Source organism: Streptomyces saintjeani, from assembly GCF_055409605.1.
The window spans coordinates 2,248,678-2,267,187 of the sequence record NZ_CP189624.1 but is presented as its reverse complement, the minus strand read 5'-3'; the positions used below and the strand labels follow the sequence as shown (position 1 = coordinate 2,267,187).

Below are 18,510 nucleotides of genomic sequence, written 5' to 3'. Positions count from 1 at the left end.
TGTGGAGCAGCATCAATGAGCAGCGTGGAGCCGGAGCCGCCCGGCGCCGAGGCCGCCCATGAACCGGCGACCGTAGTCACGTTCTACTCCTACAAAGGAGGCGTGGGACGCACGATGGCCCTGGCCAACGTCGCCTGGATCCTGGCGACCGAGGGCAGCCGCGTGCTCGTCGTCGACTGGGACCTGGAGTCCCCCGGACTCCACCGCTTCTACCATCCCTTCCTGAACGACGCCGAGTTGAGCCGCACGACCGGCGTCGTCGACATGGTCCAGGGCTACGGCCGGGACGTGGAGGCGCTGCTCGCACAGGAGCGGGCCCAGGAGGTGGACGAGGACACCTTCGAACAGCACCTGTCCGAGCTCCTGTCGACGCACACCGACGTCCTCCCGCACCGCGACACCCTCCGCTGGAGCGACTTCCGCCCCCGGGGCACCATCGACTACCTCGGCCCCGGCGTCCAGAACGACGAGTACAGCGAGCGCGTCGCCTACTTCGACTGGTCCGCGTTCTACGGCCAGCACCAGGGCCGCCGTTACGTCGAGACGCTGCGCGAACGGCTGCGCCGAGGGCCGTACGACTACGTCCTGATCGACAGCCGCACCGGCCACTCCGACAACGCGTCCGTGTGCACCCTGTGGCTGCCGGACGTCGTCGTCGCCGGGTTCAACCTCAGCAACCAGTCCATCGAGGGCACCGCCTCCGTCGCCCGCCAGATCCACCAGCAGGCCCGCGAGACAGGGCGGGAGATCCGCATCCTGCCCGTCCCGATGCGCGTCGAGCACGCCGAGCCCGGCAAGGCGGGGCGCAGGCGGGCCTACGTGGAACGGCAGTTCGCCGGACTCGTCGCCCCCCTCACCACCGGCTCCCTCGACGAGTACTGGGGCCAGGTCGAGGTCCCGCACCACCCGGCGTTCGCCTACGAGGAGACCCTCGTCCCCTTCACGCTGCGCCCCGGCACGAAATCCCTCCAGCTCGACGCGTACGTACGGATCGCGCAGGAGATCACCCGAGGCAAGATCTCCTGCGTCCGCCCCGTCCCCGAGCCGCTGCGCCTCAGGTTCGCCGAGCGGTTCGAGGAGGTCCGCACCCCCGGCCTGCGCACCGCGCGCATCGTGCACGCCGCCCCCGACCGGCTGTGGGCCGAGTGGATCCGCGGAGTCCTCGCCCGGCTCGGCATCAGCTGCGAGACGACCGCGCGGTGGGACCCGCACACGATGCCGGCCGACGCGAAACCCTCGTACACCATCCTCGTAGTGTCGCCCGCGCTCCAGTCCGCGCCCGAGCTGGACGCCGTGATCCAGCAGCACCTGAGTGCCGCCGGGCGGCTCGGGTCGGGGGACCGGAGCGACTCGATCGTCGCCGTGCGGGTCGAGGAGACCCGGGTACGGCCGCCGCTCGGCGACCTCAAGGGGCCGCACTTGCAGAACCTCGGGGAGAGCGAGGCCGAGGAGCTGCTTCTGGAGCACTTCGCGCAGAACGGCCAGGCCCGCGCCCCGGGTTCGGGCGGGGTGCGCTTCCCCGGGCAGAACCCGAAGATCTGGAAGACCCCACCGCGCGGCGCCACCTTCCAGGGCCGCGAGGAGTGCATCGGCGCCCTGCGCGACGCGTTCCCGCCCGGCCGGCCCGTGTCCCCGGCGATCCTCACCGGCCCGCTCGGCGTCGGGAAGAGCCGGATCGCCCTGGAGTTCGCCTACCGGTTCGCCCCCGACTACGACGCGATCTGGTGGCTGCGCGCCGACACCGCCGACTGCGTCCGCGACGAACTCGCCGCGCTCGGCGAGCGGTTGGGCGTCGCCCGGCGCTCCGCGACCGACGCCGTCGCCCGCACCCTGGACGCCCTCGCCGACGGCTGGGGCGACCACCGGCGCTTCCTGCTCGTGTACGACGACGTCCGCAGCCCCGCCGATCTCAATGGCCTTGTCCCGGGCGGCGGTTCGAGTCACGTCCTGATCACCTCCGACGCCACCGACTGGCACGCCACGGGCCGGCCCATCGAGATCGGCATGCCCACCGAGGCCGAGGCGGGCGAGCAACTGCGCCTGCACTTCCCGGGGTTGGCCGCCGACCTGGCCCAGGACATCCTCGCCGTCTCCGGACGCCTCCCGCAGACCGTCGAACAGGCCGCCGCCTACATCAAGAACGCCGGACCGCCCCTGCGTGAGGCCGTCGCCGCCTACGCCCTCGCCATGCGCACCCGCGCCGAGGGCGGCCGGTCCCGCGCCGCCCGCGAACCCGGCTACCCGGCCGCCGCGCACGCCACCTGGGCCGTCTCCATGGAGTCCCTGCGCGCCGACCACCCCAGCGCCGAACGGTTCCTGCTGCTGCTCGCCCACCTCGCCCCGACCGGCGCCTCCCTCGATGTCCTGCGCAGCCCCGCCGCCCTGCGCTGGCTGTGCCCCGAGGAGGAGCCCACCGGACCCGCCACCGCCGGCCGCGCCTTCCACGCGCTCGGCCAGCGGGCCCTGGCCCGCACCGACTTCGGCGTCGGCCGCGTCGTCGGCGACCCCATGGGCCTGCGCTTCCTGCGCGACGCCCTCACCGCCGAGGAGTTCCAGCAGTCCCGCGCTGCCACCGGGCGCGTCCTCGCCTCCCTCGTACCGCCCGACCCGGAGGCCGACGAGGAGCGCCACCAGCCGGTGTTCGAGGAACTCGACCAGCACGTCGACCCCAGCGGCGCCGCCCTCAGCGACGACCCCGACGTACGGCGCTGGCTCGTCAACCAGGTACGCCACCGGCGCCTCGCCCGCCGCCTCGACCCCGCCCGCACGCTCGCCGAACAGCTCCTGGAGACCTGGACGCAGCGGCACGGCGACCTCGAAGTCACCGACGACATCCTGACGCTGCGGCTCGCCGTCGAACTCGGCAACGTGCACCGCGACGCGGGACGCTTCGCCGACGCCGAACGCGTCAACCACCGCGCGCTGAACCGGCTGCGGGCGGGCCTCGGCCTGGAACACCCGTACACGCTGCGCAGCGCCACCGGCCGGGGTGCCGAACTGCGCGCGCTCGGCGAGGTCCAGGACGCGTTCGCCGAGGACCAGTCGACCGCCGACATCCTCACCACCGTCTCCGGCGCCGACAACCCGTACTCCCTGATGGCCTTCCTGAACCTCGGCCTCTCCCTGGCCATGGTCGGCATGACCGCCGAGGCCCTCGACCTGCACCGCGAGACCTACGAGCGCAGCCGTCGCGTCCTCGGCATCACCCACGAACTCACCCTCAGCCTCGCCGTCCAACTCGGCTGCCGCTACCGGGAGTCCGGCGACTACCCCACCTCCCTCGCCCAGCTGCGCCAGGCGTTCGCGGACGCCGAACGCCACCACGGCGAGTCCGACCCCGTCACCCTGTACGCGGGCCGCGCCCTCGCCGCCACCCTGCGCCGCACCGGACGCCACGACCCGGACCGGCTGCGCACCGCCCGCAAGTGCGACGCCGACGCCATGGCCGGCTGGCTCGCCTACGCCGGACCCGACCACCACGAACGCCTCGCGGCCTCCCTCGCCCTCGCCGCCGACCTCAGGCTCCTCGGCGAACACGCGCAGGCATGCCGGCTCGCCGAGGAATCCGTACGCGGGTACGCGAGTTGGCACGAGGGCCACCCCTTCCACCGCATCGCCCAGGCCAACCTCGCCCTGTGCCGGCGCTCCGCCGGAATCCTCGACGGCGTCGCCGGGACGAGCGAACAGGGCTGGCGGGGACTCGCCGAAACCCTCGGCTCCGACCACCCGTTGACCCTCATCGCGGCCCTCGGCCACGCGAGCGCCCTGGTGTTCGTGGGGGAGTCGGCCGCCGCCCTCGAACTCGACCGGCGCACCTACGAACGCTTCCGGGTCCGCTGCGGCGACCACCACCCCCTCACCTCGTTCGCCGCGACCAACCTCCAGGACAGCCAGACCCGCGCCGGCGAGAGCGGCGGCAGCGGACCCGGCGGGCAGCGCATAGAGCTGGACATCGACGTGCCGTACATCTGATCGAGTGTCAGCATCCGGATGCCGGGCACCAGTTGATGACCTGCACGAAGACGGAAGGGTACGGCCGTGAGGAACGGGCGGGAGTGGGGGCAACCCTGGTCGGCGGCGGTGCTCTCACCGTGGCGCGGGACCGGGGCGAGCCTCGTGACGGCGACCGCCGGAGCGCTGATCGACGCCGAGATGGGACCCAAAGGACAGGACGTCGTCCTCATGGACGCCGACCTGGAGAGCGCCGGGCTCACCTCGCTGCTCACCGCCTGGCAGCGGGCCTGCGGTGAGGAACAGGGCTGCGGACTCGTCGGGTTCGCGCGCGAGGAGAAGATCGCCCTGTGCGACCGCGTCGCCCAGCCGCTGCTGCGCGAGCTGTCCTCCCGGGACGGCCGCAGCCGGCACATGAGCCTCTTCAACGGCCTGCGCGGCAGGGGGAGTTCGGCGTTCGCCGCCCGCCCCGACCTGCCCGACATCGTCGGCCGGGCCGCCGAGAGCCTCGCCGAGGTCGCCGGCTGCCTCCTCGTCGACTGCGGCACCGGGTGGGGGCCGTGCACGCGCCGGGTGTGCGAAGCCGTCGAGTACGTCTTCCTCGTCGGCCCGCCGGACGGCCGTACCCATCCCGCCGTACGCGAACTCACCGCCGAACTGGAGCGCGCGGGGCTGCTGGGCAGACTCGCGGGATACGTGGCGAACAGACCCGGTCCCGGTCCGCGACTTCCCGGCCACAATTCGCCGAACGGGGTTGGAGGGACAGCTTCCGGGGACACACTGCCAGTACGAACCGTTCTCGACCTGCCCTACGACCCCCGAGCCGCGCAGACCGTCGCCCAGGGGGCGCTGCCCGGCCCGCAGAGCCCCTTCGGCAAGGCGTTCCGCGAGGGCCTCGAAGCGCTCGAACCCGACCTGTTCCGCACCGGCTTCGGCCCAGGCGGCCACTGAGGAGGCGTGGTGGACACCGCGGACCCCGACCGAACCGACACTCCCACCGGGACCTCGGTGGTGACCCCGCTGCGCCTGCGCGCGGCCCATGTCACCACCGCCAGCGACGACTTCGTCGAGATGTGCGCCGAGGCGCTGCACTCCGACGGGCTTCACCACGTCGCCGCCTACCACCGGGGTGTCTACAACTACTCCGTGGACATACTGGAGTCGGTCGCCGAGGACGCCGCCGTCGACCGCGAGCTGTACATCCGCGTCGGACGCCAGCTCAACTTCCTGCTCGGCCGGATGGACCGCGCCCTGCGCCCCGCCGAGAGCGGACGGCTCATCCGTACGGTGCTGAGACTCGGTGAGGCATCCGTCTTCCACTACTACGTCCGCCCCGGCGAGTACCTCACCGGCGTCTCGCTCGGCGGCGAGCACGACGAGTCCGGCGACCGGGCGATGGCCCGCCTCGCCGTCCGGTTCGCCGAGATACTGCGCCAACGCGGCCCGAACTACGGCGGGTTCGAGGCGGCCGACCACAAGAAGCCGCCTCCCGTGGGCCGTTCGCAGCCGGACGGCCCGGCGACCGTCACCGAGGCGCTGCACACCGACCGCTCCGGCGCCGTCGGACCGCACCCCGAGACCCTCCTCACCGCCTGCGCCGCCGCGCTGTCCGTCGAGGACCTGCACTACGTCGCCTACCACGACCCGTCCGGCCTCCTCTCCACCGACGTCCTCGAACTCGCCCAGCTCGCCCCCTACTTCCGCAACATCAGCCGGGAGAGCCGCCGCGACCGCTACCAGGACATCGCCCAGCGGCTGCCGTTCGTCGTCGCCCGCCTCAACCACTCCCTCAGGGCCGTCCTGCCCGGCCGCCTCACGCGGACCGTCCTCGACGTCGACGAGGGCGCCCTCTACTACGCCGCCGTCGGCGATGGGCCCTTCCTGCTCGGCGTCACCCTCAACCAGGACCGCGTCTTCCACGCCGACCTCAGGATGGCCGAGCTGACGACGGCCGTGGAACGCGTCCTGGCGCCCGACCGGTTCACGTCCGGGTGAGGCAACTCGGCCTGCTGCTGGGCCTGTTGGCGGCGGGCTGGGCGGTGGGGAACGGCACCGGGGAGGTCAGCGGGTCCGACGCGTTCCTCTTCGCGACGATGCTCCTGCTCGCCGTCGGCCTCTACGGCAGCACCTCCGACATCTCGCTGCGCGAGGCCCGCGAGCACCTGGGGCTGATCGGCCTCGCGGTGACGGTCGGTGTCGTCGCCAAAGCGGCACTCATCGCCGGGGTGTTGTGGCTGACGCTCGACGATCCCGCGTACCTCGTCCTCGCCGTCACCGTCGCCCAGGTCGACCCCCTCTCCGTCGCCGCCCTGCGCGACTCCTCCCGCATGTCCCCGCGCGCGAAGACGATCCTCTCCGTCTGGGCGTCCTTCGACGACCCCGTGACCGTCCTGCTCACCGCGTTCACCGTCCCGCTGGTCGCGCACGGCGAGGGCATCGGCGGCTCGGCGGGCGGCTACGCGGCCCAACTCGGCTGGAGCGCCGTCCTGGTGGCGGTCGCCGGGGGCGCCTGGTTCCTCGTCCGGCGATGGCGCGGGCGGTGGGCGGACGCCGCCGGGGTCGTGCTGGTCGTGGGGATGCTGGTGCTGGCCGCGTCGTACACGCTGATGCTGGGGATCGCGGTCGTCGGGCTGTTCTTCCGGCCGGAGCTGGTGGGGCGTTTCGTGGGCGCGGTGACCAGAGCGGCCTATGCCACGGCCGCGTTCCTGCTCGGGATGCTGCTCGTCGGGGGCGTCAGCGTCGGGTACGGGGTCGTCCTCGGCGCCGCCGCGTTCGCCGCGCACGCCGTCGTCGCGGCCGTCCTGACCCGCCGGCTCCCGCGCACCGACCGGGTGTTGCTCTCGCTGGGCCAGCAGAACGGGGTCACGGCGATCGTCCTCGCGCTGTCCCTCGAACCGGCGTTCCCGCGCGCGCCGGGGATCGTCGCGCCCGCGATCGTGACCGTCAACCTGCTGCATTTCCTGGCCAATTCGGCCGTAGGGAGGACAGGGAAGGGCGGCGGCCCGTTTCCTCGGCGTAAGAACGGCCCGGGCCCTCGGCGAAAGAGGGGACCGGGCCGTCGTATCCGTACCGCTACGGCTGGAAGCGCAGCACCTGCGGGTCGTGGTCGCTGATCTGGTCGTGGAACTCCGAGTTGACGTGCACGGAGTCGTAGTCGAAGTCGCAGGACCGGCGGATCGAGGGGCTGATCAGGATCTGGTCGAGGACCTGCGCGTTGCCCTGGTAGACGTACGAGTAACGCTCGCTCTTCGGCAGGGACTTGATCGCCGACCAGAGCGCGCCGTCCGACTCCAGGATCTGCGCGGTGCCGGAGAACTCGAAGTCGTTGATGTCGCCGAGGGCGATGACGTCCGCGTTCTTCTGGGTGTCCAGGACGTTCTTGACGAACGCGTTGACCAGCGTGGCCTGTTGGTGGCGCTGGACCTCCGAGGAGCGGGCCGGGGGCTGGTACTGCGAGGTCAGACCCTGGTCGCCGCCCTTGGAGTTGAAGTGGTTGGCGATCAGGAAGACGGTCTTGCCGCGGAAGGTGAACTCGCCGACGAGCGGCTTGCGGCTGTTCTTCCACGCCTCGTTCGCCGGGTCGATCCGGCCCGGGGAGACGGTGAGTTCGGCCTTGCCGCGCACCTTCGTGACCCCGACGGCCGTCGTGGCGTCGCCGCCCGCGCGGTCCGTGAAGGAGACGCGCTGCGGGTTGAAGAGGAACACCTGGCGGATGTTGCCGCCGGGCTCGCCGCCGTCCTGGCCGTCGACCGGGGAGATCGAACGCCAGTCGTACTTCGGGCCGCCCGCCGCTACGATCGCGTCGATCAGCTTCGTGACCGTGACGTCGGCGGCCGTCGTGCCGTCGTTCTTCGCGCCGTTGTTGTCCTGGATCTCCTCCAGCGACACGATGTCGGGCGACTTCAGGTTGTTCACGATCGCGGACGCGTGCGCGGCGAAGGTGGTGTCCGAGGGGTCGAGGTTCTCGACGTTGTACGTCGCGACCGCCAGCTCGTTCCGTGCCTGCTTGCGCGTCGACTCCCGCTGCACACCGGCGCTTTCGAGGGTGCCGAGCTTGCTCGCGACGAGGGTGTAGCCGCCGAACTGGTTGTAGTCGAGGGGGCCGGTCGTCTCGCCCTTGAGCGTGTCACCGACGTTCGCGGCCGGGAAGTCGGCGGTCGCGCCGAGGGACTGGATCTGGAGCCGGCCGGTGTTCTGCGACGTGTACGAGCCGTACACCGTGCCGCCCCGGCGGTTCACGTTCTCCCACGGCTTCACCGTCACCCACAGCTCGGTGAACGGGTCCGTGGCACCGACCACGCGGGTGTCGGCGACCTGGACGTTCATACCCTCCAGGGACTCGTAGTAGTCCAGGGCGTACTTCTTCGGCTCCAGGGTGAGGCCGTTGACCGAGCCGTCCGGGGCGGGCGCGTACGCCGCCGGGACCGAACGGGCGCTGATCACGACCGGCGCCGGGAGCGCGTTGCCGCTGGAGACGACGGTGGTCGTCGGCTTCGTGATCTCGGTGACGGCCTGGTTGCCGGAGGCGGTCCCGCCGGGGACGAACTCCGAGACCGTTCCCGTGACCGTGACCGCGTCGCCGACCGCGACGCCCTTCGGGGTGGAGCCGGTGAAGACGAAGACGCCCTCACTGGTCGCCGGGTTCGCGTCCGGGTTCGGGTCCTGGATCCAGAAACCCCGGGACGAGCCGTACGTACGGATGCCCGTGACGATGCCGGGGACGTCCGTGACCTGCTGGCCGGCGTAAGGGGAGATCCGGGTCGTGCCCTGGATGTCGTGGACACGGACGGTGTCCGCGTGCGCGGGCGAGACGAGGACGACGGTGGACGCGGCCGAGCAGACGGCGGCGACGGTGAGCGCGGCGAGACGCGCGGACGACTTGCTGGGCAAGTGATCCCTCCGGGGCGGGAGTGGGCGGGGCGAGGACGGCACAGCGCGTGGGGGGAAGTGCGGGAACCTGAGTCTGGCAGGTACGTGACACGCGTAGAAAGCGGGGGGACGGGCGTACGGCCGCCCCTTCTTTCTACGCGCGTCAATCTCCTTGTTGATCTCGCCACTTGTCAAGGTTTCGGCCATGTACGGGGGCCGGCGGGCAGGTGAACCGGGCGTCGGGGGACGAAACCCGTCTAGGCTTCGGGGTGAGGTACGACAGGCCGTCTCGGTCTCAGGTACTACAGGTACTACGGGTCGTACCGCCGGTGCTCGCTGAGGAGAAACAGCCGATGTCAGACAGCTCCCCCCTGCCACCCGTGCGGCTCGCCACCGAAGCGGAGCTGGCGCGGGACGCCCTCGCCGTACCGCTGCTGGAGCGGGCCGCGCGGCTCGCCCGGTGGGCCGGGCCCGCGACCCGGGTGGACGCCGGGGGCGGGCTCGCGGAGGAGCAGCTGCCGGCCGCCGCCGAGGAGCTGGGGCTGACCGGGGAGGACGCGCCCGCGTACGCCAGCGAGGCGTGGCGGGTCGCCGTCGACGCCGGGCTCGTCGAGATCGTCGACGAGGAGGCCGGGACCGTCCGTACGGGCGAGGACCTCGCGCTGCTCGGCGGCTCCCCGCAGGACGTGCTGACCGTCTGGCTCGCCGCGCTGGAGACCGTCCTGGCCGACGCCGGCACCCCCGACCTCGACGCGCTCATGGAGATGATGGACGAGGGCGGCCGGGTCGACCTCTCCGAGCTGGACTGGGACCCCGAGGCCGAGGCGGAGTTCCTCGACGGGGTCCTCGGCAACCTCTACCTGCTGTCCGTCAGCGAGGACGGTCCCGGCGAGGGGCCCGTGCCGCTGCCCGCCCTCGCCGCCTCGATGATCGTCCCCGGGGACATGGGGGAGCCCACCAACGACGTCCTGGAGCAGGTCTCCGACGCGATGATGCGGCTCGACGACCAGTTCCGGCTGCTGGAGCCGGTCGGGCTCGTCGAGTACGAGCCCGTCGACGAGGCGCTCATGGAGGGCGAGGTCGCCGAGGGCGTCGACGAGACGGACGTCTCGCGGTACGGGATGGTGCGGCTCACCGCGCTCGGGCGGTACGGGCTGCGGGCCCGGCTCCTCGACGCCGGGTTCGTCGTGCCGGCGGTGGGGGAACTCGCCGACAAGGGCGCCGACGCGCTGCTCGACGGGACCGCGTCGTACGGGTCGCGCGCGGCGCGGGCCGAGACCGAGCAGTGGCTCGGGCTGCGTCAACCCCTCGATGCGGCGCGGGAGTTGCTGGCGGCTGCACGGGGTGCGGACGAGGGGGCTCCGCTGCGGCGGTTGCGGTGTCAGCAGGCGTTGTCGCTGGTGGGGGTGGAGGCGGAGCCCGCCGTGCGGGAGGTCCTCGACGATCCTGAGCTGGGTGGGCTCGCTCGGGTGTGGCTCAGTGAGCTGGGGGTCGCTGATGTGCCTGCGCCGTCCGAGGAGATGGTGTTCTGGCTGACCATCGACACGGTGGCCGCGCAGCTGGCTGCGGAGGGGAACTCCGAGGAACTCCAGGCGTTGGTGGAGGGGTTGGCGGCGCAGCACGAAGGGTTCTTCGCGGCGGTGTGGAGGGTGGGGCATCCGGCTACCGCCGATGTGCTGGAGGCGATGGGGCGGTTGCACCCGGACAAGAGGGTGGCCAAGGAGGCTCGTAAGGCGGCGTTCAAGGCGCGGTCGCAGCAGGGGGGTTGAGCTTCGGAGGGCGGGTGCAGGTCGTTGTGGGCTGGTCGCGCCCACGCGGCGGGGCTGCATATTGGATGCAGCCCCGCGCCCCAGTAGGGCGTTGTTCAACTGGCGTTAAAGCGTGAGCGGAAGTGTGTCTTCGCGGACTTCCGCGCGCCACCCTCCACGGCATCCGACTCGTCTCAGGAGACAACATGTCGCTCACCCGCAGGGACTTCGCCGCGAGATCCGCGCTCACCGGAGCCGGGGTCGTGCTGGCCGGCAGCGCGGGAGCGCTCGCCACCGCGCCGGGCGCCCTTGCCTCCACCGACGTCGAGAGCGAGGGGTGCGAGCACGGGGGTGTCGGGTACGGTCCGCTGCTGCCCGATCCCAAGGGGCTGCTCGCGCTTCCCGCCGGGTTCTCGTACCGCGTCATCACGTACAGCGGGCGGACCAAGCTGGAGACCGGTGAGTTCACGCCGTCCAACCACGACGGGACGGCGGCCTTCGACGGGCCGCGCGGTACGACGCTGCTGGTCAACAACCACGAGCTGAAGGGGCCGCGTTCGAAGTGGGCGCACCCGGTGCCGCTCACCGAGGGGCTCGTGTACGACCCCGCCGCCTCCGGTGGCTGCACGGTCGTCGAGGTGCGGCCCGGCGGGCGGGTCGCGGAGTGGGTCGGGATCGCCGGGACGTCCACCAACTGCGCGGGCGGGCGCACCCCTTGGGGAACCTGGCTGACCTGCGAGGAGAACTCCGACCGGGCCGGCACGAACGGGATGACCAAGGACCACGGGTACGTCTTCGAGGTCGACCCCGTCGACCGGCGGGCCAACCAGGACCCCAAACCCCTGAAGTTCTTCGGGCGTTACGACCACGAGGCCGTCGTCATCGACCCGAAGCGCGGCCACGCCTACCTCACCGAGGACGCCGCGACCCCCAACGGCCTGCTCTTCCGCTGGACCCCGCCGAAGGGCTTCGAGCACGGCCGGGGCAGGTTCCGCACCCTCGCCGACGACGCCGGCGTCCTCCAGGCGCCCAAGTGCTTCGACTCCGGCGGCAAGTTCGTGGACGACCTGTCCCGGGCGACGAAGACCGGCACGGTGTACGGCGTCGACTGGGTCGACGTACCCGACCGCGACGCGAAGACCGTCGCCGTGCGCAAGCAGTTCGCCGACGGCGAGATCACCCGCGCCCGCAAGCTGGAGGGCATGTGGTGGGCGGACGGCGGCGCCTACGTCGTCTCCTCCTACGCCCGCTCCGAGAGCCCCGTCCAGCACGACGGGCAGGTCTGGTTCTACGACCCGAAGCGGCGCACGCTGACCCTGAAGGTCCTGCTGGGCGTCAACCCCGACCCCGCGCGGGACGGCGCCTTCGACGGCCCCGACAACATCACCGTCTCCCCCTACGGCGGCCTCGTCATCGCCGAGGACGGCGAGGGGATCCAGCACCTCTTCGGCGCCACGGACTCCGGCCGGACCTACCCCATCGCCCGCAACGAACTGAACGCCGGGACCGAAGAGGCCCCGGAGTACAGCGAGTTCACGGGGGTGACCTTCTCGCCGGACGGGCGGACGCTGTACGCCAACATCCAGACGCCGGGGATCATGGTGGCGATCACGGGGCCGTGGAAGCGGCAGAAGCGGTGAGTGTTTCGGGGGGCGTTAATTAGTTCGACCCCGGCAGGCCGCGTCTCCTAGAGTCGGAGACACGAAAGCACGCACCTCCCGGTGCGCGGACCGCGGTTACTTCTTCCAAAGAATCCGATACCGCAGTCGACTTGATCTCGGGAGGCGCGGCTTGTGGTGGGTGCCCGGTGCGCAGGCAACGGTTACTTCTCTGGATCGGACGGTTGCGGGTTCGAATCCCGTCGCCGGCTCACGGCCGGCGTAGCTCAATCCGGTAGAGCATCTGAATAAGTCCGTCGCCGACTCCTGACCTCGGGCACCCTCCACGCGCCGTGCCTTCCCCCACGACTCACCGAATTTCGGGGGAAATTCACCATGGCCCGTTTCAACACCCGTGCCACGAAGGCGCGGACGACGTCTCCCGTCACCACCACCGGCCGCACCCTGCGCACCGGCGAGGGCGGTCGCGGTCACGAACGAGACGCCCGCTCCGAACTTTTCCTGCTCGCGGTCGCCAATTTCGTCTCCGAGAACACCTTCTACGAGTCCGGCGCCGACCGGGACAACCGGTTCACCACGCTGGTACGCCAGTTGGCGGTCACCGACCCCGAGTGGACGGCGGGACTCCTCGGCTGGCTGCGCGGCGAGGGCAATCTCCGTACGGCGGCCGTGGTCGGCGCCGCCGAGTACGTGCACGCGCGCCTCGCGGCCGGCGTCACCGAGGGCCCCTCGAATCGCGGCGTCGTCGACTCCGTACTGCAACGCCCTGACGAGCCCGGCGAGTTGCTCGCCTACTGGACGGTGACTCACGGCCGTAACGTCCCGAAGCCAGTCAAGCGCGGCGTCGCAGACGCCGTACGGCGGCTCTACCACGCCAAGTCCCTGCTGAAGTACGACACTTCGGCCAAGGGATACCGCTTCGGTGACATCCTCAACCTGGTGCACGCGGCGCCGGACCCGGCGAAGCCCTGGCAGGGCGAGCTGTTCCGGTACGCGCTGGACCGGCGGCACCACCCGGAGACGGCCGTGGCGCCGGATTCGGACCAAGTGCTGCGCGCGCACCGGGAGTTGATGGAGCTGCCGGTCGAGCGGCGGCGGGCGGTCGTCACGTCGGACGGCGGTGCCGAGCGGCTCGCGGCGGCCGGGATGACGTGGGAGGCACTGGCGGGCTGGCTCCAGGGGCCGATGGACAAGGACGCGTGGGAGGCGGTGATCCCCTCGATGGGGGCGATGGCGCTGCTGCGGAACCTGCGCAACTTCGACGAGGCCGGCGTCTCCGACGAGGTCGCCGCGCGGGTCGCCGCCCGGATCAGCGATCCCGAACAGGTCGCGCGTTCCCGGCAGTTCCCGTTCCGCTACCTCGCCGCGTACCGGCACGCGCCCTCGCTGCGCTGGGCGTACCCGCTGGAGCGGGCGCTCGGGCACTCGCTGGCCAACGTGCCCGCGCTGCCCGGCCGCACCCTCGTCCTGGTCGACCGGTCCGGCTCGATGTGGTCCCGTCTCTCGGAGCGCTCGCAGCTCAACCGGGCCGACGCGGCGGCGATCTTCGGCACGGCGCTCGCGCTGCGCGCCGAGGACGCGGACCTCGTCGAGTTCGGGACGACGAGCCGTCGACTCGCCTTCGACCAGGGGGAGTCGGTGCTGAGGATCCTGGAGCGCTTCGGCGACCTCGGCGGCACCGACACGGTCTCCGCGATCCGCTCCCACTACCGGGGGCAGGACCGGGTGCTGATCGTCACCGACGAGCAGTACGCGTACAGCTCGCACGGCGACCCGACCGGGCAGGTCCCGGCCGACATCCCGGTCTACACCTGGAACCTGGCGGGGTACCGGGCCGGTCACGGTCCCTCCGGGACGGCCAACCGGCATACGTTCGGCGGGCTTTCGGACGCGGCGTTCCGGATGGTGCCGCTGCTGGAGAGGGCACGGAACGCCGACTGGCCGTGGCTCGTCTGAGCATGGGGCCCGCACTTCGGGGGAGTGCGGGCCTTGCCCTTCATCTGACTGACATTTAACATTTCAATTCATGGAAGCCATAAGACCCGTGGGCCGTACCCTCCTCAGGGACCGTGCCTGTGAAGCCATTCGGGACGCCATCGTCAGCGGGGAGATCGAGCCCGGGGCGGTCGTGCGGGACATCGATCTGGCCGAGCGGCTGGGGCTGTCGAGGGCGCCGGTGCGGGAGGCGTTCGCGCGGCTCGTGGACGAAGGGCTGCTGGAGAGCAAGCCGCAGAGCTATACGCGGGTCACGCCGCTCGTCGCGAGCGAGGTGCGGGACGCCGCCGCCGTCGTGGGTGCGATGCACGAGTTGGCGGCCAGGATCGCCGTAACCCGCCTCACCCTCGCGGACATCGCCACCATGCGCGCCGCCAACGAGCGGTTCGCGGGCGCCGTCGTCGCGGGGGACGTCGACGCGGCGCTCCTCGCCGACGACGAGCTGCACGACGTACTCGTCCGGGTGGGCGGCAACCGCGCCGCCGCCGCCACGATCGCCCGCTACACGCCGCTGATCCGCCGCCTGGAGCGGCGCCGGTTCGGTGAGGGCGGCAACTGCCGGTCCGCCGGGCTGCACGAGCGGCTGATCGACGCGTGCGAGGCCGGGGACGTGGCCGGGGCGGTGCGGGCGACGGCGGAGATCTGGCGGGGGCTCGAAGAACTCGTCGACCTCGTCTGACAGGTCGATCTCGTCTGAAAGTTCGCGTTCCTCGTGACATTCCGTGCTTCTTGAGACCCGTTCGGGAGAACCTCATGTCCCTTTCCTCGTACGACCGTTACCCCCTCCTCTTCGGCCCCTCCCCGGTCCACCCCCTGGAGCGCCTCACCGCGCACCTCGGCGGCGCCGCCCTGTGGGCCAAGCGCGAGGACTGCAACTCCGGTGTGGCGTACGGCGGCAACAAGACGCGCAAGCTGGAGTACCTGGTCGCCGACGCCCTCGCGAAGGGGTGCGACACGCTCGTGTCGATCGGCGGGGTGCAGTCCAACCACACCCGCCAGGTCGCAGCCTGCGCCGCGCGCGCCGGGCTCAAGTGCGTGCTGGTGCAGGAGAGTTGGGTGGACTGGCCGGACTCCGTGTACGACAAGGTCGGCAACATCCTGATCAGCCGCCTCGCCGGCGCGGACGTCCGGCTCGTGAAGGCCGGGTTCGGGATCGGGTTCAAGGAGAGCTGGGAGCTGGCGCTGAGGGAGGTGGAGGAGTCGGGCGGCACGCCGTACGCGATCCCGGCGGGCGCCTCCGACCATCCGCTCGGTGGGCTCGGGTTCGCCGGGTGGGCGTACGAAGTCGCCGAGCAGGAGCGGGAGTCGGGCGTCTTCTTCGACACGGTCGTGGTCTGTTCCGTCACCGGCTCCACGCAGGCCGGGATGGTCGCCGGGTTCGCGGCGCTGGAGGAGGCGGGCGGGCGTCCCCGGCGCGTACTCGGCATCGACGCCTCCGCGAAGCCCGTCGAGACGCGGACGCAGATCGCCCGCATCGCGCAGCGCACCGGCCAACTCATCGGCGTCAAGCGCGAGTTGACCGAGGACGACGTCGAGCTGGACGAGCGCTACCACGCCGGGATCTACGGCGTCCCGGACGAGACGACCCTCGACGCGATGCGCCTCGCGGCCCGCACGGAGGGCATGATTACCGACCCGGTGTACGAGGGCAAGTCCATGGCGGGGATGGTCGATCTGGTCCGGCGGGGCGAGATCGGCGCCGAATCCACCGTCCTGTACGCCCACTTGGGCGGGCAGCCGGCGCTGAACGCGTACAGCGCGCTGTTCTGAGAACAAGGGGATCATGTTCCGGCGCAGGCCGGATATCACGCTGCCGATGTTCCGGCTGGCGCCGGCGAACCTCAACGTCCTTTACCAGGCGGACTATTCGCTGGTGATGGCCGGGGCGTTGATGAGTGTGGTGCCGCTGATCATCGTGTTCCTGGTCGGGGCGCGGCACTTCCTCCGGGATCTGGCGGCGGGGGCGACGGAGAGGTGACGGGCGGGTGCGGGGCGGCTCCCGGTCGCGTGACGGCTTCCGGGGGCGCGGTGGCCTGGAGCGGTGCGTCGGCTTCCGGTGGCGCGGTGGGCTGCGGTGGCGCAACGGGCTGCGGTGGCACGGGAGTTCGAGGGGTACGGATCACCAGCGCCACCGTCAGCAGCGCCGCGAGCGAGATCAGCGCGCCCACCCCGAACGCGTGGGAGGCACCCTCGGTGAGGATCTCGCCGGGGGTGCCGCTCGCGTCGCGGGCGGCGGTGCCGTACACCGTGACCAGCACGGTGAGTCCCACGGTGCCGCCGAGCCACTGGCACGTCTGGAGCAGCCCCGACGCCGAACCGGCCTCGGGGGGACGGACGTTGGCGAGGATCGTCGCGTTCAGCGGCATCAGGCACAGGCCGATCCCGAGGCCGGTGAGCAGCAGGGGGCCGAGCAGTCCCGCCGCGCAGCCGTCGCCGGGTTCGATGCGCCAGAGCCACGACGCCGACGCGGTCAGCAGGGCCGTACCGGTCAGCATGAGCGGCTTCGCGCCGAGGCGGGCGAGGAGGCGGGGGACGTGGCGGACCGTCGTGAACAGCGCGACGGTCAGCGGCAGGAAGGCGAACCCCGTCTTCAACGGGCTCTAGTGCAGCGCCTGTTGGCTGATCAGTGTGAGGAAGTAGAACGCGCCGAACATCCCGGCGGGCACCAGCATCACCCCGGCGTACGCGCCCGCGCGGTTGCGGTCGGCCAACAGCCGCAGCGGCATGAGGGGTTGAGCGGCCCGCGTCTCGACGAGCGTGAAGCAGCAGAGGAGTACGGCCGCCGCGGCGAACGCGGCGAGGGTCGTGCCGTGTGTCCACCCCCGCTCCGACGCCTCGATGAACCCGTACACCAGCGACGTCGTGCCGAGGGTTCCCGTGAGGGCGCCCTTGATGTCCAACTCGCCTGTGTGGCGCGGGGTTTCGGGGACATGCCGGGGGAGTGCGGCGACGATCGCCGCGCCGACGGGGACGTTGATCAGCAGGGCCCAGCGCCAGGACGCCCACGAGGTGAGCATGCCGCCGAGCACCAGGCCGACCGATGCGCCGATGCCCGCGGTCGAGGAGTGGACGCCGAGCGCGTGGTGGCGGCGCGGGCCTTCCGGGAACGTGCTCGTGAGCAGGGCCAGGGTGCTCGGGGCGGTGAGGGCGGCGCCGATGCCCTGTAGTGCGCGGGCGACGAGCAGCCAGGTGCCGTCGGGCGCGAGTCCGCCGAGCAGGGAGGCGCCGGTGAAGACCAGGACGCCGAGAGTGAGGGCGCGGCGCCTGCCCAGGAGGTCCCCGGTCCGGCCGCCGAGGAGGAGTAACCCGCCGAACGCGAGGGTGTAGGTGTTGAGGACCCAGGAGAGGGTGGTGTCCGTGAAGTGGAGGTCCTGCCGGATGGCGGGGAGGGCGACGTTCATGACGGTGGCGTCGACGCCGACCATCAGGTACGCGGCGACGATCACGAGCAGGACGGCACCCGGTGGGGGCGCGGGTTCGGGGGACGGGGTGGACATGGGGTGCTCCCTGTCTGGTGTCCTCGGGGTGGAGTGGTGGAGCATGCGGGCAGCGCGGTGTGCCGGTCGCCGTGTCGCTCCGGGATAACCGGGGACTGTCCCCGGTTAGTGCCCGAAAATACGGAGAGAGTCCCCGCTTCGCAAGGAGCCGGTGGGCGTGTGGGACGAGGAGTGGCTGTATGGGGTCGCGAGGAGTTGCTGGATGACGCAGGTCAAGCCCATGCGCGCGGACGCCCGCCGCAATTACGAACGTCTTCTGAAAGCCGCTGCCGAAGCCTTCGCCGAGCACGGGGAGTCGGCGTCCCTCGACGACATCGCCAAGCGGGCCGGCGTCGGCTCCGGCACGCTCTATCGCCATTTCCCCACGCGCCAGGCGCTGTTGGAGGCGGCGTACGTCGATCACATCGAGGCGCTCGCGCTGCGTGCCGACTCCCTCGGCGCGGAACTCCCGCCGGGGGAGGCCCTGGAGGAGTGGCTCCACGAACTCTGCGTCGGGACCATCCAAGTCCGGGGCATGAAGGCGCTGTTGGGCTCCGCCGTCACCGACGGGAGCGTCGCCGCGGTCAGCGTCTGCGGGACGCGGATGAAGGAGGCCGCGGGGAGGCTTGTCGAACGGGCCCAGGAGGTGGGGGCGTTGCGGGGGGACCTGTCGGCCGTCGATGTGCTGCGGTTGGCGCACGGGGTGGCTACGGCGGCGGAGTTGGGGCAGGGGGATGGGGGAGAGGTGCGGCGGTATGTGGGGGTGTTGGTGGCGGGGTTGAAGGGGTAGGGGAGGCCCCGAGGGAGAGGGGCGAGGGCGCAGGGAGGGGGTCCGAGGGGGAAGGATGCGCT

General features: G+C 71.7%; 12 protein-coding genes and 1 pseudogene. 11 read left to right on the top strand and 2 right to left on the bottom strand.

Annotated elements, in window-relative coordinates; translation table 11 throughout:
• The first annotated feature begins 15 nt into the window (after positions 1-15).
• From fxsT to ACQCO7_RS10060, 4 genes are all read left to right on the top strand, one after another.
• Entirely contained in the window at positions 16-3,972 is a 3,957-nt protein-coding gene (fxsT, locus tag ACQCO7_RS10075; RefSeq protein WP_464071494.1) for an FxSxx-COOH system tetratricopeptide repeat protein, read from the top strand.
• Positions 3,973-4,038: 66 nt separating this feature from the next.
• Positions 4,039-4,902, top strand: a complete 864-nt coding sequence (locus ACQCO7_RS10070) for a hypothetical protein (RefSeq protein ID WP_464071493.1) — start codon at positions 4,039-4,041, stop codon at positions 4,900-4,902.
• A gap of 6 nt (positions 4,903-4,908) precedes the next feature.
• Positions 4,909-5,946, top strand: coding sequence for a hypothetical protein (locus ACQCO7_RS10065; RefSeq protein WP_464071492.1), 1,038 nt, complete (start codon positions 4,909-4,911; stop codon positions 5,944-5,946).
• A complete protein-coding gene (locus ACQCO7_RS10060; RefSeq protein ID WP_464071491.1) occupies positions 5,943-7,064 on the top strand; it encodes a cation:proton antiporter domain-containing protein in 1,122 nt (373 codons plus the stop codon). The genes ACQCO7_RS10065 and ACQCO7_RS10060 overlap by 4 nt, the downstream gene beginning before the upstream one ends.
• On the opposite strand, the gene ACQCO7_RS10055 is transcribed toward ACQCO7_RS10060, so the two are convergent.
• The gene (locus tag ACQCO7_RS10055) at positions 7,024-8,841 is read right to left on the bottom strand and encodes an endonuclease/exonuclease/phosphatase family protein (protein ID WP_464071490.1); all 1,818 of its coding nucleotides are present in this window, start codon (positions 8,839-8,841) and stop codon (positions 7,024-7,026) included. The genes ACQCO7_RS10060 and ACQCO7_RS10055 overlap by 41 nt on opposite strands.
• A gap of 332 nt (positions 8,842-9,173) precedes the next feature.
• On the opposite strand from ACQCO7_RS10055, the gene ACQCO7_RS10050 reads away from it, so the two are divergent.
• The 6 genes from ACQCO7_RS10050 to ACQCO7_RS10025 all read left to right on the top strand — a co-directional run bounded on the left by ACQCO7_RS10050 (position 9,174) and on the right by ACQCO7_RS10025 (position 16,160).
• Positions 9,174-10,589, top strand: a complete 1,416-nt coding sequence (locus ACQCO7_RS10050; protein ID WP_464071489.1) for a hypothetical protein — start codon at positions 9,174-9,176, stop codon at positions 10,587-10,589.
• 185 nt (positions 10,590-10,774) lie between these two features.
• Entirely contained in the window at positions 10,775-12,208 is a 1,434-nt protein-coding gene (locus ACQCO7_RS10045; protein WP_464071488.1) for an alkaline phosphatase PhoX, read from the top strand.
• Between the two features lie 354 nt (positions 12,209-12,562).
• The gene (locus ACQCO7_RS10040) at positions 12,563-14,143 is read left to right on the top strand and encodes a TROVE domain-containing protein (protein WP_464071487.1); all 1,581 of its coding nucleotides are present in this window, start codon (positions 12,563-12,565) and stop codon (positions 14,141-14,143) included.
• A 70-nt stretch (positions 14,144-14,213) separates the two neighbouring features.
• Positions 14,214-14,861 carry a GntR family transcriptional regulator gene (locus ACQCO7_RS10035; RefSeq protein ID WP_464071486.1) on the top strand — a complete coding sequence of 216 codons (648 nt, stop codon included), beginning with the start codon at positions 14,214-14,216 and terminating at the stop codon, positions 14,859-14,861.
• A 74-nt stretch (positions 14,862-14,935) separates the two neighbouring features.
• Positions 14,936-15,952, top strand: coding sequence for a 1-aminocyclopropane-1-carboxylate deaminase (locus ACQCO7_RS10030; protein WP_464071485.1), 1,017 nt, complete (start codon positions 14,936-14,938; stop codon positions 15,950-15,952).
• A 13-nt stretch (positions 15,953-15,965) separates the two neighbouring features.
• Positions 15,966-16,160 (top strand): hypothetical protein, encoded by a 195-nt coding sequence (locus tag ACQCO7_RS10025; protein ID WP_464071484.1) that lies wholly within the window; start codon positions 15,966-15,968, stop codon positions 16,158-16,160.
• Here ACQCO7_RS10025 and ACQCO7_RS10020 read toward each other — a convergent pair.
• Positions 16,093-17,679, bottom strand: a pseudogene (locus tag ACQCO7_RS10020) (MFS transporter). The gene ACQCO7_RS10025 and the pseudogene ACQCO7_RS10020 sit on opposite strands and share 68 nt — an antisense overlap.
• A 202-nt stretch (positions 17,680-17,881) precedes the next feature.
• On the opposite strand from ACQCO7_RS10020, the gene ACQCO7_RS10015 reads away from it, so the two are divergent.
• Positions 17,882-18,448: a TetR/AcrR family transcriptional regulator gene (locus ACQCO7_RS10015; protein WP_464071483.1), complete on the top strand. Its 567-nt coding sequence runs from the start codon at positions 17,882-17,884 to the stop codon at positions 18,446-18,448.
• Positions 18,449-18,510 lie beyond the last annotated feature (62 nt).